The sequence below is a fragment of the Uruburuella suis genome, from assembly GCF_022870845.1.
GTDB classification, from domain to species: domain Bacteria; phylum Pseudomonadota; class Gammaproteobacteria; order Burkholderiales; family Neisseriaceae; genus Neisseria; species Neisseria suis.
Genome location: NZ_CP091507.1, coordinates 81,030 through 94,875 on the forward strand (window position 1 = coordinate 81,030; position 13,846 = coordinate 94,875).

General features: G+C 54.8%; 16 protein-coding genes. 9 read left to right on the forward strand and 7 right to left on the reverse strand.

The annotated features are described in order from the left end of the window. Positions 1–57: 57 nt before the first annotated feature. The 3 genes from LVJ78_RS00380 to LVJ78_RS00390 all read left to right on the forward strand — a co-directional run bounded on the left by LVJ78_RS00380 (position 58) and on the right by LVJ78_RS00390 (position 2,554). Positions 58–810, forward strand: coding sequence for an IS5 family transposase (locus LVJ78_RS00380; RefSeq protein ID WP_244802559.1), 753 nt, complete (start codon positions 58–60; stop codon positions 808–810). A 119-nt stretch (positions 811–929) separates the two neighbouring features. Next, on the forward strand, positions 930–1,682 hold the full coding sequence (locus LVJ78_RS00385) for an IS5 family transposase (protein WP_244802570.1): 753 nt from the start codon (positions 930–932) through the stop codon (positions 1,680–1,682). 119 nt (positions 1,683–1,801) lie between these two features. Continuing rightward, positions 1,802–2,554 carry an IS5 family transposase gene (locus LVJ78_RS00390; protein ID WP_244802570.1) on the forward strand — a complete coding sequence of 251 codons (753 nt, stop codon included), beginning with the start codon at positions 1,802–1,804 and terminating at the stop codon, positions 2,552–2,554. 86 nt (positions 2,555–2,640) lie between these two features. Here LVJ78_RS00390 and LVJ78_RS00395 read toward each other — a convergent pair whose 3' ends face one another. From LVJ78_RS00395 to LVJ78_RS00420, 6 genes are all read right to left on the reverse strand, one after another. After that, the gene (locus LVJ78_RS00395) at positions 2,641–3,675 is read right to left on the reverse strand and encodes a sulfate ABC transporter substrate-binding protein (protein WP_132953695.1); all 1,035 of its coding nucleotides are present in this window, start codon (positions 3,673–3,675) and stop codon (positions 2,641–2,643) included. A 169-nt stretch (positions 3,676–3,844) separates the two neighbouring features. After that, positions 3,845–4,429, reverse strand: coding sequence for a hypothetical protein (locus tag LVJ78_RS00400; protein ID WP_165870912.1), 585 nt, complete (start codon positions 4,427–4,429; stop codon positions 3,845–3,847). Positions 4,430–4,543: 114 nt separating this feature from the next. Next, positions 4,544–5,170, reverse strand: a complete 627-nt coding sequence (locus LVJ78_RS00405; protein ID WP_132953696.1) for a TIGR01621 family pseudouridine synthase — start codon at positions 5,168–5,170, stop codon at positions 4,544–4,546. A gap of 70 nt (positions 5,171–5,240) precedes the next feature. Continuing rightward, positions 5,241–5,813 carry a TMEM165/GDT1 family protein gene (locus LVJ78_RS00410; protein ID WP_132953697.1) on the reverse strand — a complete coding sequence of 191 codons (573 nt, stop codon included), beginning with the start codon at positions 5,811–5,813 and terminating at the stop codon, positions 5,241–5,243. 494 nt (positions 5,814–6,307) lie between these two features. Next, positions 6,308–7,117: an ATP-binding cassette domain-containing protein gene (locus tag LVJ78_RS00415; protein ID WP_132953698.1), complete on the reverse strand. Its 810-nt coding sequence runs from the start codon at positions 7,115–7,117 to the stop codon at positions 6,308–6,310. A gap of 70 nt (positions 7,118–7,187) precedes the next feature. Continuing rightward, positions 7,188–9,110 (reverse strand): glycine betaine ABC transporter substrate-binding protein, encoded by a 1,923-nt coding sequence (locus LVJ78_RS00420; RefSeq protein ID WP_243650338.1) that lies wholly within the window; start codon positions 9,108–9,110, stop codon positions 7,188–7,190. A 63-nt stretch (positions 9,111–9,173) separates the two neighbouring features. Here LVJ78_RS00420 and LVJ78_RS00425 point away from each other — a divergent pair, with 63 nt between their 5' ends. The 6 genes from LVJ78_RS00425 to LVJ78_RS00450 all read left to right on the forward strand — a co-directional run bounded on the left by LVJ78_RS00425 (position 9,174) and on the right by LVJ78_RS00450 (position 12,389). Then, positions 9,174–9,413 carry an RNA-binding S4 domain-containing protein gene (locus tag LVJ78_RS00425; RefSeq protein WP_132953699.1) on the forward strand — a complete coding sequence of 80 codons (240 nt, stop codon included), beginning with the start codon at positions 9,174–9,176 and terminating at the stop codon, positions 9,411–9,413. Next, a complete protein-coding gene (locus LVJ78_RS00430) occupies positions 9,391–9,573 on the forward strand; it encodes a hypothetical protein (protein WP_132953700.1) in 183 nt (60 codons plus the stop codon). The genes LVJ78_RS00425 and LVJ78_RS00430 overlap by 23 nt, the downstream gene beginning before the upstream one ends. Positions 9,574–9,660: 87 nt before the next feature. Beyond that, positions 9,661–10,086: a MarR family winged helix-turn-helix transcriptional regulator gene (locus LVJ78_RS00435; RefSeq protein ID WP_132953701.1), complete on the forward strand. Its 426-nt coding sequence runs from the start codon at positions 9,661–9,663 to the stop codon at positions 10,084–10,086. An 8-nt stretch (positions 10,087–10,094) separates the two neighbouring features. Further along, the gene (locus tag LVJ78_RS00440) at positions 10,095–10,931 is read left to right on the forward strand and encodes a PHP domain-containing protein (RefSeq protein WP_132953702.1); all 837 of its coding nucleotides are present in this window, start codon (positions 10,095–10,097) and stop codon (positions 10,929–10,931) included. A 101-nt stretch (positions 10,932–11,032) separates the two neighbouring features. Continuing rightward, positions 11,033–11,653, forward strand: a complete 621-nt coding sequence (locus tag LVJ78_RS00445) for an L-threonylcarbamoyladenylate synthase (RefSeq protein ID WP_132953703.1) — start codon at positions 11,033–11,035, stop codon at positions 11,651–11,653. Between the two features lie 85 nt (positions 11,654–11,738). Next, positions 11,739–12,389, forward strand: a complete 651-nt coding sequence (locus LVJ78_RS00450) for a site-2 protease family protein (protein ID WP_132953704.1) — start codon at positions 11,739–11,741, stop codon at positions 12,387–12,389. 357 nt (positions 12,390–12,746) lie between these two features. Here the strand turns inward: LVJ78_RS00450 and aroG are convergent, their stop codons facing one another. Next, positions 12,747–13,787 carry a 3-deoxy-7-phosphoheptulonate synthase AroG gene (aroG, locus tag LVJ78_RS00455; protein WP_132953705.1) on the reverse strand — a complete coding sequence of 347 codons (1,041 nt, stop codon included), beginning with the start codon at positions 13,785–13,787 and terminating at the stop codon, positions 12,747–12,749. Positions 13,788–13,846 lie beyond the last annotated feature (59 nt).

Sequence of the window (13,846 nt, forward strand, 5' to 3'; positions counted from 1 at the left end):
AAAAGAAAGGCAGATAAGTTAAAATTTTTGTCGCCAAGCAAAACATACTTATCTGCCATGCCTCGAACACTACTCAAAGATGAATACTGGTCAAAGCTGTTAAACATTCTGCTCGATTTAGGCGTTTACCACAAGAAAAATCTGCGCCTCAAAATAGAAGGCATACTTTACCGCATCAGAACCGGCATACCGTGGGAAGACATCCCGCCGTTTTTCGGTAAAGGCAATTCCCTGTTGCGCCTCTTCCATAGATGGTCGGAGAAAGGGATTTTTCAAAGCATACTCAATGCCTTGACCGAATTCCCCGATATGGAATGGGTATTTATTGACGGCAGCTATGTCAAAGTCCACCAACATGCAGCGGCAACTGTTGGAGAGGCAGCCGCTGTCGGCCACAGCCGTGGTGGCAATAGCACTAAAATTCATTTGGCTGTCGATGCCTGTGGAAACCCTGTAGGTTTCAAGGTCACATCGGGAACGGTTAATGACATTACTGCGGCACCGGAATTGCTGGATAGCGTAGATTTATCCTCAACCGAAGTGCTGACTGCCGACAAAGGTTATGACTCTGACGCTTTCAGGCAGTTGCTTGCCGATATGGGCATCAGGCCGAATATTCCTTATAAAAAAGACAGGGAGCGTCTGAATGTGTGTATGGATTGGTATTTGTATAAAGCGAGGCATTTGGTAGAGAATGCCTTTGAAAAATTGAAACATTTTCGTGCGGTTGCCACCCGTTACGATCGTTTGAAAAGGCATTATGAAAGCGTAGTTGCTTTAGCTTGTATTATGCTATGGCTGCCTTTATGACAAGTAATTGTCAGGACGCCCTAGGGCGTCCTGACAATTACTTGTCATAAAAATAATCAGATAAAAGAAAGGCAGATAAGTTAAAATTTTTGTCGCCAAACAAAACATACTTATCTGCCATGCCTCGAACACTACTCAAAGATGAATACTGGTCAAAGCTGTTAAACATTCTGCTCGATTTAGGCGTTTACCACAAGAAAAATCTGCGCCTCAAAATAGAAGGCATACTTTACCGCATCAGAACCGGCATACCGTGGGAAGACATCCCGCCGTTTTTCGGTAAAGGCAATTCCCTGTTGCGCCTCTTCCATAGATGGTCGGAGAAAGGGATTTTTCAAAGCATACTCAATGCCTTGACCGAATTCCCCGATATGGAATGGGTATTTATTGACGGCAGCTATGTCAAAGTCCACCAACATGCAGCGGCAACTGTTGGAGAGGCAGCCGCTATCGGCCACAGCCGTGGTGGCAATAGCACTAAAATTCATTTGGCTGTCGATGCCTGTGGAAACCCTGTAGGTTTCAAGGTCACATCGGGAACGGTTAATGACATTACTGCGGCACCGGAATTGCTGGATAGCGTAGATTTATCCTCAACCGAAGTGCTGACTGCCGACAAAGGTTATGACTCTGACGCTTTCAGGCAGTTGCTTGCCGATATGGGCATCAGGCCGAATATTCCTTATAAAAAAGACAGGGAGCGTCTGAATGTGTGTATGGATTGGTATTTGTATAAAGCGAGGCATTTGGTAGAGAATGCCTTTGAAAAATTGAAACATTTTCGTGCGGTTGCCACCCGTTACGATCGTTTGAAAAGGCATTATGAAAGCGTAGTTGCTTTAGCTTGTATTATGCTATGGCTGCCTTTATGACAAGTAATTGTCAGGACGCCCTAGGGCATCCTGACAATTACTTGTCATAAAAATAATCAGATAAAAGAAAGGCAGATAAGTTAAAATTTTTGTCGCCAAACAAAACATACTTATCTGCCATGCCTCGAACACTACTCAAAGATGAATACTGGTCAAAGCTGTTAAACATTCTGCTCGATTTAGGCGTTTACCACAAGAAAAATCTGCGCCTCAAAATAGAAGGCATACTTTACCGCATCAGAACCGGCATACCGTGGGAAGACATCCCGCCGTTTTTCGGTAAAGGCAATTCCCTGTTGCGCCTCTTCCATAGATGGTCGGAGAAAGGGATTTTTCAAAGCATACTCAATGCCTTGACCGAATTCCCCGATATGGAATGGGTATTTATTGACGGCAGCTATGTCAAAGTCCACCAACATGCAGCGGCAACTGTTGGAGAGGCAGCCGCTATCGGCCACAGCCGTGGTGGCAATAGCACTAAAATTCATTTGGCTGTCGATGCCTGTGGAAACCCTGTAGGTTTCAAGGTCACATCGGGAACGGTTAATGACATTACTGCGGCACCGGAATTGCTGGATAGCGTAGATTTATCCTCAACCGAAGTGCTGACTGCCGACAAAGGTTATGACTCTGACGCTTTCAGGCAGTTGCTTGCCGATATGGGCATCAGGCCGAATATTCCTTATAAAAAAGACAGGGAGCGTCTGAATGTGTGTATGGATTGGTATTTGTATAAAGCGAGGCATTTGGTAGAGAATGCCTTTGAAAAATTGAAACATTTTCGTGCGGTTGCCACCCGTTACGATCGTTTGAAAAGGCATTATGAAAGCGTAGTTGCTTTAGCTTGTATTATGCTATGGCTGCCTTTATGACAAGTAATTGTCAGGACGCCCTAGTACGGCAAGGCGAGACAACGAAGTTAGGTTATTTTTTTGGATTGGTATAATTGGCAATTGCTTTACGGCTTGCTATATATCCGATCGAATTCGGCACCGTCGGCGAAAAACTGCTTGTGTGCCTGCGCCCAGCCGCCGAATTCCTGGTTGATCGACACCAGTTTCAAGTCGGCAAATTGGTGTTTGAATTCGGCCAACACCGCGGGGTTGGCGGGGCGGTAGAAATGTTGGCCGATCAGGCGCTGTGATTCGTCGGTGTAGAGCTGCTGCAAATAGGCGGTGGCCACTTCGCGCGTGCCTTTGGCATCCACCACGCTATCCACCACGGCCACCGGCGGCTCGCACAAAATCGACAGCGAGGGGGTGACGATTTCAAATTGATCGCCGGCCTCTTTCACCGCCAAATAAGCTTCGTTTTCCCAAGCCAAAAGCACATCGCCCAGCCCGCGTTGGGTGAATGAGATGGTGGAGCCGCGCGCGCCGGCATCCATTATCGGCACGCGCCGGTAAAGCTCGTGCACAAATTCGCGTGCCTTGTCATCGCTGCCGCCGGGCTGGTGTTTGGCCCAGGCCCAGGCGGCGAGGAAATTCCAGCGCGCGCCGCCTGAGGTTTTGGGGTTGGGGGTGATGATTTGCACATCGCCTTTCACCAAATCGCCCCAGTCGCGGATGTTTTTGGGGTTGCCTTTGCGCACGAGAAACACGATGGTGGAGGTGTAGGGCGTGCTGTTGTCGGGCAGCGCTTGCTGCCAGTCGGGCGAAATCAGCGTTTGGCTGCCGCCGTTGATGGCGTCGATGTCGCCCGCCAGCGCCAGCGTAACCACATCGGCTTTAAGCCCGTGCTGCACGGTGAGCGCCTGCTTGCCCGAGCCGCCGTTGGATTGTTGGATTTCCACGTCTTGGCCGGTTTTGGCTTTCCAATATTGTTTGAAAATCGGATTATAAGCCTGATAAAGCTCGCGGGTGGGGTCGTAAGACACATTCAATATCGACACTTTTTCTGCGCTTTTGCTGCTTTTCGATGCGGCGCTGCCTTGGTCGCAGGCGCTAAGCGCCAATGCCAGCGGCAATGCCAGCCACAGTGATTTGAAGTTCATTTTCCGTGCCCTCTGCTTGATGAGATGAGCCAATATAGCAGGCTTGACGAGCGCGGCTAAATACTGTTTTTTTGTTTGTTTATAACGAAAAGTGCTGAATCATCAACAACAAAGAGGCCGTCTGAACGTTTCAGACGGCCTCTTTGGCGCGCGCATAACGGGGTTGGGTTCAGCGCCCCATTTCGCCCTGGATGGCGCGGATATTGGCTTGGCGGTCGCGCACGGCTTGCTCGAGGCGGCTGACTTTGGCTTTGTCGCCCTTGCTTTTGGCCACGTTGAGCTGGGCTTGCTCGCGCACTAAGGCGGCTTGCTCGTTGCGGATTTCGTTTTGCAGAATCTGTTTGCGCGAAAGCTGCGGCCGCGCGGGTGGGGCGGCGATCACCGGTGCGGGTGTGCGCGGCCGGGCAGACTGGGCTTTGCTGTTTTTCGGGGCGTTGCGCAGCTTGATGCGCATCGAGGGCGAGGCGGCATCGGCGGTGTTGGTCACGCCGCTGGGCTTGGGGGTGGGCAGGATTTTAATGTCGTCATAAGCGCCGAATTGCTCTTTTTCCCACAAACGGGTGATGGGTTCGCCATCGGCGGCAGATGCGGCTTGGTCGCTGATGCCGTTCATTTGCGAAAGCGTGCAGTGCGGGCCAAGCTTTTCGGTGGTGAACACGGCTCTGCCCTCGCTTCGGCAGATATAGGTGGCTGCTTGTGCGGGCAGGGCGGCGGTCAGAAAAAAGGCAGCGGTGTAATAGAAAATCGGTTTCATAAGCGGGCGGGCGGGAAAAGTGGCTTAATTATAGCCATGCGCCGTGTAAAGTTGGGTTGGCGGGGTTAAACGGTAGGGATTGCGGGGGCATCGGCAATGTGGCGGAATATGGTGTTATTCGAGGCCGTCTGAAACGCCCGGCGGCCAGGCTTCATCAGGCGCGGCAGTAATGCAGAACGATACACCGGCATAATCGAATTGCAGCCGCCAGGCATGCAGAAACAGGCGCTCGGCCGCTTGGCCGCCATAGAGCGTGTCGCCCAAAATCGGGCTGCCCAGGCTTTTCATGGCCACGCGCAGCTGGTGGGTTTTGCCGCTTAAGGGTTGCAGCACGAATAAGCGCAGGCCGGGGGCAATGCTGCGGCTGTGAAAGCGGGTGAGGGCCGGGTTTTGCTGCGTGCGCAGCAGCTTCCATGCGCCGCGCCGCGCTTTGGCCATGTCGCCTTTCACCCAGCCCTGCTTTTTGGCGGGCTTTTGGCTGCTGAGGGCCAGATAGGTTTTGTGCATGCTGTGCGCGGCAAACTGCTGCGCCAGCACCGAGGCGGCTTCAGGGTTGAGCGCCAGCAGTAACACGCCGCCGGTGGGCTTGTCGAGCCGGTGCAGCAGCCACACCCGCGCCACGCCGAGCTGCTGTGCTAGCCGGCCGGTGAAGCTTTCTGCCGCGCCATCTTGGTGCACGCAGAGGCCGGCGGGCTTGTTGATTGCCACAAAATCGGGGTGGCGCAAGAGGATTTCAAACATATATCGGCTTTCAGACGGCCTCACGCCCATCCAAAAAAATCATTTTACTTTTTTGAATGGGTGTGAAAAATCAGCTTAAGGCAATACCGCTGCCGAGCAAGGTGGCGGCACCCAAAATGCAAAACAGCGCGCAGGCAGCCAGGCGCACGGCTTTGGCGGGAATTTTCTTCATCAGCGCATGCCCCAAATACACCACCGGCACATTGGCCAGCATCAGCCCCAGCGTGCTGCCGGCCACCACCCACAGCATGGATTGGTATTTAGCGGCCAGCAGCACGGTGGCGATTTGGGTTTTGTCGCCGATTTCGGCCAGGAAAAACAACACCACCGTGGCGCCGAATGCGCCGTATTGCAGCCAGCGGTTGTTGGTGGCGCCGTCTTTATCGGGCACCAAAAGCCACAAGCCCACGGCGATAAAGCTGATGCCGACGATCCACTTCATCATTTCGGGCGACACAAATTGCGCCAGCCACACACCGATAACGGCAGAGAGCAAATGATTGAGCAGGGTAGACACAAAAATGCCCGCGATAATGGCGCTTTTTTGATTGAAGCGGGCGGCCAGAAAAAGCGCCAGCAATTGGGTTTTGTCGCCGATTTCGGCAATGGCCACGGCGAGGGTGGACGAGAGAAAAGCTTCCATGTGCAAGATACTCAAAACCGTGGGCAAACAAAAAAGCACGCCAAGCGCTGCCCACAGAGGCGGCCTTGCGTGCCTTAAGTCTTGCCTGTCTTCGCTTGAGCAAAGATGCCGTTGCCATGCCGAGAGCGGCAAGTGTGTTGACAATGGCTCCGCGCGCCTGAAACACGCGGATGGCTACTCCCTTAAGAGCGGGAAGCCGATATTATAGATTTGTTTGGTGCGCAAGGCAATGCACACGCTCGGCAAACGCCGGTTTTTCAGACGGCCTGTCGGATTTATGCCGCATGGGCAGAGCGCTTATCCGGTGGGAAAGTGCAGCGGATTTGCGTAGGATAAAAGGCCGTCTGATACCCATTCAAAAAAATAACCTGACCAAATAAAAGCCGTTCGACAGCACCACCTACGGGCTGCTATAAGTTTTACAAATGCCGTCTGAAAGGTTTTCAGACGGCATTTGGCATGAACATGATGGCGTTTATTTGAATGGCGTTTGTTTAACGCACGGTCATAAATTCGGCCACATAATCATCGGCCGGTGCTTCGAGCAATTGCTGCGGCGTGCCGCTTTGCACCAGCGCGCCGGCGTTGAGTATCGCCATTTGGCTGCCCAACTTGAGCGCTTCGCCCACATCGTGGGTGATAAACACAATGGTTTTACCCAGCCGCTGCTGCAAATCGAGCAGCTGCTCTTGCAATTTGGCGCGAATCAGCGGATCGAGCGCGGAAAAAGGCTCGTCCATCAGCAAAATATCGGTGTCGGCCGCCAGCGCGCGCGCGAGGCCGACGCGTTGGCGCATGCCGCCGGAGAGCGCATCGGGATAGCTTTCTTCATGGCCGCTCAAGCCCACTTCGTTGAGCCAATAGCGTGCCTGCTCGTGTTGTGCGGCCATCGGCAGGCCGCGCACGCGCAAGGCGTATTCGGCGTTTTGCAGCACGGTTAAATGCGGCAGCAAGCCGAAATGCTGAAACACCATGCTCACTTTTTGCTGGCGGAAATCGCGCAGCGCTGTTTCGCTCAGGGCGGTAACGTTGGTGCCGCCCACCCAAATTTCACCGCAGCTGGGCTCGATTAAGCGGTTGATGTGGCGCACCAGTGTGGATTTGCCCGAGCCCGATAAGCCCATGATGCAAAAAATGCCGCCGCCCGGAATGGTGAGGCTGATGCGGCGCAGGCCCACTTGGCAGCCGGTGGCCTGAAAAATGTCTTCACTCGGCGCATCTTGGCGCAACATGGCCAGCGCTTTGCGGCAGGCTTTTTCTTTGCCGTAGATTTTGCTGACGTGTTCGAAGCGGATGGAAGTCATCAATATTTCCCGTTGTGGTTTCAGACGGCCTGTGCCTGAAGAGAAAAAGTTGGTTTGAAAAGGTTGGTTTTCAGACGGCCTTGCCGCTGCGCCGCCCGTAGGCCTGAGTGATGCGGTCGATAATAATCGCCAAAATCACAATCGCCGCGCCCGCTTCCACACCCTGGCCGATGTTGAGCGTTTGAATGGCTTGCAGCACATATTCGCCCAAGCCGCGCGCACCGATCATGCTGGCGAGCACTACCATGCCCAGCGACATCATCACCGCCTGATTCAGCCCCGCCATAATGCTGGGCTTGGCCTGCGGCAGCAGCACCCAGCGCAAAAGCTGCCAACGTGTGCTGCCGAATGATTCGGCCGCCTCTATCATTTGCGGGCTCACTTGGCGTATGCCCAGCGCGGTGAGCCGCACCAAAGGCGCAATGGCATACACCACCGTGGCAAACAGCGCCGGCACTTTGCCGATGCCAAACAGCATCAACACCGGAATCAGATACACAAAGCTCGGCATGGTCTGCATCACATCGAGCACCGGCGAGAGCAGCTTGTGCAGGCGCGGGCTGCGTGCCATCCAAATGCCCAACGGAATGCCGATAATAATGATAAAGAGCGCCGAAGCGGCCAAAAGTGCCAACGTCTGCATCAAAGCCGGCCACAGGCCGAGCGCGCCGATGGTGTAGAAGCCGAATGCGCACAAAGCGGCAAACCACAGCTTGCGCGCCGCATGCCAGGCGAGCGCGGCCACCGAGAGCAACACCAGCCAAGCAGGCAGCGCTTGTAGTGCGCGCTCCAGCGGCAGTAGCAAAGTGTTGAGGGTGAATTGGCTCAGCAGGCGGAAATCGCTGCCGTAGTTTTGCACGGTTTGCGCCAGCGAGCGGTTGAGCGCGCCGGCAATCGACCACGAAGCAAACAGGCTGCTGCTTTTCGCTTCGGGCATGCCCAGCGAAGCTTTCAGACGGCCTTGGGCTTCATCCGACACCCAATCCGCCCAAATTTCAGGATGCTGCTGCAAAAAAAGGCGCGCCTGCTCGCTGCCGCTGCGCTTGTTTTCCGTCATTTCCAGAATCATGCGGTTGAGCGTGTGCGGCTCAAACTGCATTTTTTCAATCACCGCCACCAAATCGGGGTGAGCCGCTTGAAACGGTGCCGACACGGCTACCGCCAATTGCGATGCCGGAAAGCCCGACACGCAGGCCGAAGTGTTGCCCGCTTGCAGCAGATTTTGCCAGCAGGCTTCATCGTAAGGCGGGAATTCAAGTGGCACGAAGCGGTATTTCGCCATCAGGCCGGTGGGCTGCCAATAATAAAACAAGAGCGGCTTTTGCTGCTCATAAGCTGAGGCAATGGCCGCATCCAGCGCCGCGCCGGTGCCGGGGTGCACATTATTGAAGGTAGCGGCCAGGCCGGTGTTGGCGAGCAGGCGGGTGTTGAAGGTTTCGCAGGTCCAGCCGCTGGGGCAATTGAGAAAACGCGCTTTATCGGGCGCTTCGGGGTCGGTAAACAAGCCGGCAAAGCGCGGCAGATCGGCCGCACTTTTCAAATCGGGATGCGCGGCCTGCACATAATCGGCCACATACCAGCCTTGCTCTGCGCCGCCTTTGAGCGTGTTGCCGATCACCGCCGCGCGCCCCTCGGCCACGGCTTGCTGCATAATCGGCGAGCGCCCCACCCATTGCTCGGCGATAATCTGAATATCGTTTTGCGCCAGCGCCGTTTCCAGTGCCGGCGTGGTGCCCGGCACCGATTCGGTGGCGCAGCCGTAGCCCTCGTGCAGCAAGGTGTTGAGCACGGCGGTGGTGAATTGGCCGCTTTCCCAATCGAGCGCACCCAGCTTCACTGCTTTATCGGGCGCACAGGCGGCAAACGCGGTCGGGGCAAACAGCAGGCAAACCAGCAACAACAGCAAGCGGCGCATGAAAAGCCTTTCAGACGGCATGGGGCGGATAAGCGCAGTGTAACCCAAAATGCCGTTTAAATCCGCCCAAAGCCGCATGCCGGCTTGTTTTCGCGTAAAATATACCCATTTACAAGCCTCTGAAAAAAAGAAAGTATTGCCATGCACGCTACCGTTTATCTGGAAGAGAGCGACTATATCGCCTTATGCGATTTGCTCAAGCTCGCAGGCCTGGTTGAAAGCGGCGGCCAAGCCAAAGCGCTGATTGCCGAAGGGCAGGTGTTGCGCAACGGCGCAGTGGAAACCCGCAAAACCGCCAAAATCCGCGGCGGCGAAGTGATTGAGTTCAACGGCGCGGTGCTGGAAGTGGAAAACGGCCATGACCCAGAAACTGAAGCCTGAAGATTTAATGCCCGAGCCGGTGCGCCCCGAAGCGTGGGAATGCTGCGGCAGCGATTGCGGCGACGCCTGCATTCAAACCATCTATTGGAACGAAAAAGCCGAATACGATGCGCAGCAAAAAGCATGGCGCGAGCAGCAGGCGCAGGAAGAGGCCGAATAAACCGGCAAACGGCAAAACAAAAAGTGCTTGTGCTTAATATTAAATGGAAATATACTTCACCTTTCAAGTAAAAGTGAAGGAAATAATATGTTTGAACCAAGCAATCCGATTAAGCTGGATTTATGGGTGCGTTTGTTTGAAGTGCGCGCGCTGTTGCAGAAAAATCTTGAGCGCCCGCTAAGTGCGCACGGCATCGGCATGTCGGAATTTATGATTTTGCACACGCTGAGCAAGGCGCCCGAGCAGCGCATCAGCCGGATTCATTTGGCCGAATCGGTGTCGTTAACCGCATCGGCGATCACCAAGCTGCTCAGCCCGATGGAAAAACTGCATTGGGTGGCCAAAGAAAAGCACGAGCGCGATGCCCGCATGAGCTTGGTGGTGCTCACCGAATCCGGCCGCACCCTGTATCACGAAGCGCTGGCCACGTTAAACGCCAATCTCGAGAGCGCATTGGTGCGGCTGGGCGATAAAGAGATTCACACTTTGCTGGCCTTGCTGGCAAAAATTTAAGGCTCGCCATGATTGATTTACATTGCCATTCCACCGTTTCAGACGGCATGTTGCCCCCGCGCGAAGTGGTGCGGTTGGCGCACGCCAACGGCTGCACCCTGCTCGCACTTACCGACCACGACCACACCGGCGGCCTGGCCGAAGCGCGTGCCGAAGCGGCGGCGCTGGGCATGGGCTTTGTCAACGGTGTGGAAATTTCGGTAACGTGGCGGCACCGCAGCGTGCACATTGTCGGGCTGGATTTCGATATCGCAAACGAAGCGCTGCAAAGCCTGCTCGCCCAAGTGCGTCAAGGCCGTCTGAAACGCTTGGCTGCGATTGCCGAAAAGCTGGAAAAAAAAGGCATAGTCGGCGCTTATGAAGGCGCGCTCGCCTTGGCGGCCAACCCCGAAATGGTGAGCCGCACCCACATTGCCGATTATTTAATCAACAGCGGCCATGTGCGCAACAAAGCGCAGGCATTCAGCAAATATCTGGGCGACGGCAAAAGCGCCAGCGTGGCGCATGAATGGGCGAGCTTGGAAGATTGCGTGGCGGCGATTAAAGGCGCAGGCGGCTTGGCGGTGATTGCCCATCCGATGCGCTACGGTTTTTCCGCCACCGCCAAGCGCAATCTGTTTGAAGAATTTAAAGCTCTGGGCGGCGACGGCATTGAAGTGCACAGCGGCAACAGCGATAAAAACGACCGCCTGAATTATGCCCTTTTGGCCGAACGCTTCGATCTGATGGCCGGCTGCGGCAGCGATTTCCACCGCTTGGGCGATTACAGCGGCGGCACATTGGGCGCGTGCCCCGAGTTGCCGCCCGATTGCAAGCCGGTGTGGGCAAGCTTTCAGACGGCCTAAACGTTGAAATCGCCCTAATACTTGAATATCTGCCAATAAACCTTTCAGACGGCCTCATCAAGGCCGTCTGAAAAAAAAATAACAAATAAAGGAACACCATCATGGCACAATTTTTCGCTATCCACCCCGACAGCCCGCAAGAGCGGCTGGTGAAGCAGGCGGCAGACATTATCCGCAAAGGCGGCATTGCCGTTTACCCCACCGATTCCTGTTATGCACTCGGCTGCCAATTGGGTGATAAAACCGCAATGGAAAAGATTTTGCAGATTCGCAAAATCGACCTCAAGCACCACCTCACGCTGATGTGCGCCGACTTGAGCGAGCTGGGCACTTATGCCAAAGTGGACAACAGCCAATACCGCATGCTCAAAGCCGCCACACCGGGCAGCTATACCTTTATCATGCAGGCCACCAAAGAAGTGCCCAACCGCACGCTGCATCCCAAGCGCAAAACCATCGGCCTGCGCGTGCCCGACAATAAAATCGCGCTGGCGCTGCTGCAAGAATTGGGCGAGCCCATGCTCAGCTGCACACTGATGCTGCCCGAAGACAGCGAGCCGCTCACCGACCCCTATGAAATCCGCGACCGCCTCGAACACGCGGTGGATGTGATTATCGACGGCGGCTGGTGCGGCACTGATCCCACTACCGTAATCGACATGACCGACGGCGTGGAATTGGTGCGCGAAGGCAAGGGCGATAAGACGCTGTTTGGTTTGTGAAGCGGCTTTATTTTTGAAAATCTTTCAGACGGCCTTTCCAATCAAACAGGCCGTCTGAACACATCATCACCACAAGGAAATCTCAATGGGCAATTTCAATTTAGGCATATTTTTATTGGCGGTGCTGCCGGTGCTGCTGGCGATTACCGTGCACGAAGCAGCGCACGGTTATGCGGCGCGCCATTACGGCGACCACACCGCCGAGCAGCTCGGGCGGCTCACGCTCAACCCCTTGGCGCACATCGACCCCATCGGCACCATTGTGGTGCCGGCGGTGATGTTTTTCACCACCGGCTTTATGTTTGGCTGGGCCAAGCCCGTGCCGGTGGTGAGCCGCAATTTCCGCGACACCCGCATCGGCATGCGCATGGTGGCGATTGCCGGGCCGGCATCGAATTTTGTGATGATGTTCGGCTGGGCGGTGTTGATGATGCTCTCGCCGCTGGTGCCGGAAAACTTTCAAAATCCGATGCAGCAAATGGCTTATTTCGGCGTGATGATTAATGCGGTGCTGTTTGTGCTCAATATGCTGCCGATTCTGCCGCTCGACGGCGGCCGCTTTGTGGACACGTTTTTGTCGGCCAAGGCCTCGTTTCAGTTTCGCAAAATCGAGCCTTACGGCATGTGGATTCTGATTGCGCTTTTGTTTACCGGCCTGCTGAGCAAAATCATGCAGCCTTTTCTGGCGCTGGTGTTGGGCATCGTGCAAGGCTTTATGCGCTTGTTTGGCGGCTGATCAAGCGCATCAGTGCAGTAGGTGCGATTAGCGCAGCGTAATCATACGCATGAACCCTGCCACACACCTCAAAACCAAGCAGGCCGTCTGAATATCCAAGTTTCAGACGGCCTGCAAGGCTTTAATCAACTTATACCCAACCTGAAAAATAATATAGTGGAATGAAAGAAAAACTTATACAGGCGCATGTAGCAAGCCATATGCAGAAGCCGTTTAAACCGCGTGCGTGGCTGCGCCACACACCCTACACATGATGCTAGATTTCTTATTTTTGTATAAGTTTTTCATTCATTTCACTATACAACCAAAGGCCGTCTGAAAATCATTTTCAGACGGCCTTTGGTGTGATGCAAAAGCTTATACGCGGCTGCGGTTGGCTTCGGCTAAAAGTGCGAGCATTTCTTCGGTGGCATCCCAGCCGATGCAGGCATCGGTGATGCTTTGGCCGTAGACTTCGGGTTTGTCTTGGCGGCCGGCCACGAGGTGGCTTTCCACCATCAAGCCCATGATGTTGTTTTCACCGGCGCGCAATTGCTGCGCCACATCTTGAGCCACTTCCATTTGGCGGGTGTAGTCTTTGCGGCTGTTGGCGTGGCTGCAATCCACCATCAGCTTGGGCGTGACGCCGGCTTTGGTGAGCTCTTCGGCGGCGGCTTTTACATGGCCGCTGTCGTAGTTGGGCTCTTTGCCGCCGCGCAGAATCACATGGCAGTCGGCATTGCCGGCGGTGTGCACAATGGCGGAATGGCCGGCTTTGGTTACCGATAAAAAGTGGTGCGGGTGGCTGGCGGCGCCGATGGCATCGATGGCGATTTTGAGGTTGCCGTCGGTGCCGTTTTTAAAGCCCACGGGGCAGGAAAGGCCGCTGGCCAGCTCGCGGTGCACCTGGCTTTCGGTGGTGCGCGCGCCGATGGCGCCCCAGGCAATCAGGTCGGCATAATATTGCGGCGTGATCATGTCGAGAAATTCGGTGGAGGCGGGCATGCCCATGTCGTTGAGGGCGAGCAGCAGCCGGCGCGCCTGGCGCAGGCCGAAGTTGATGTCGAAGGTGCCGTCGAGGTGCGGGTCGTTGATGAGGCCTTTCCAGCCCACGGTGGTGCGCGGTTTTTCGAAATACACGCGCATCACAATCAGCAGCTCTTTTTCGTATTTTTTGCGCAGAGGCAGAAGCTTGCGGGCGTATTCGAGCGCGGCTTCGGGGTCGTGGATGGAGCAGGGGCCGATAATCAGCAGCAGGCGCTTGTCGCGGCCGTGCACCAAATCGGCGATTTCTTGGCGGGTTTGGTGCACCAAATCGGCGGCGGTGTCGCTGATGGGCAATTCATAAAGATGGGCAATCGGGGGCAGCAGCTCTTTGACTTCTCTGATTTTAACGTCGTCGGTTTTGTGTGCGTTCATTATGCTTACTTAAGGTTTGAATAATGCAGCAAGCTTACGCGCTTTTGCTTTTTTTTGCA

Coding starts and splice junctions, on each gene's coding strand:
- LVJ78_RS00380 (WP_244802559.1), top strand. CDS start 58: ATGCCTCGAACACTACTCAAAGATGAATACTGGTCAAAGCTGTTAAAC.
- LVJ78_RS00385 (WP_244802570.1), top strand. CDS start 930: ATGCCTCGAACACTACTCAAAGATGAATACTGGTCAAAGCTGTTAAAC.
- LVJ78_RS00390 (WP_244802570.1), top strand. CDS start 1,802: ATGCCTCGAACACTACTCAAAGATGAATACTGGTCAAAGCTGTTAAAC.
- LVJ78_RS00395 (WP_132953695.1), bottom strand. CDS start 3,675: ATGAACTTCAAATCACTGTGGCTGGCATTGCCGCTGGCATTGGCGCTT.
- LVJ78_RS00400 (WP_165870912.1), bottom strand. CDS start 4,429: ATGAAACCGATTTTCTATTACACCGCTGCCTTTTTTCTGACCGCCGCC.
- LVJ78_RS00405 (WP_132953696.1), bottom strand. CDS start 5,170: ATGTTTGAAATCCTCTTGCGCCACCCCGATTTTGTGGCAATCAACAAG.
- LVJ78_RS00410 (WP_132953697.1), bottom strand. CDS start 5,813: ATGGAAGCTTTTCTCTCGTCCACCCTCGCCGTGGCCATTGCCGAAATC.
- LVJ78_RS00415 (WP_132953698.1), bottom strand. CDS start 7,117: ATGACTTCCATCCGCTTCGAACACGTCAGCAAAATCTACGGCAAAGAA.
- LVJ78_RS00420 (WP_243650338.1), bottom strand. CDS start 9,110: ATGCGGCTTTGGGCGGATTTAAACGGCATTTTGGGTTACACTGCGCTT.
- LVJ78_RS00425 (WP_132953699.1), top strand. CDS start 9,174: ATGCACGCTACCGTTTATCTGGAAGAGAGCGACTATATCGCCTTATGC.
- LVJ78_RS00430 (WP_132953700.1), top strand. CDS start 9,391: ATGACCCAGAAACTGAAGCCTGAAGATTTAATGCCCGAGCCGGTGCGC.
- LVJ78_RS00435 (WP_132953701.1), top strand. CDS start 9,661: ATGTTTGAACCAAGCAATCCGATTAAGCTGGATTTATGGGTGCGTTTG.
- LVJ78_RS00440 (WP_132953702.1), top strand. CDS start 10,095: ATGATTGATTTACATTGCCATTCCACCGTTTCAGACGGCATGTTGCCC.
- LVJ78_RS00445 (WP_132953703.1), top strand. CDS start 11,033: ATGGCACAATTTTTCGCTATCCACCCCGACAGCCCGCAAGAGCGGCTG.
- LVJ78_RS00450 (WP_132953704.1), top strand. CDS start 11,739: ATGGGCAATTTCAATTTAGGCATATTTTTATTGGCGGTGCTGCCGGTG.
- aroG (WP_132953705.1), bottom strand. CDS start 13,787: ATGAACGCACACAAAACCGACGACGTTAAAATCAGAGAAGTCAAAGAG.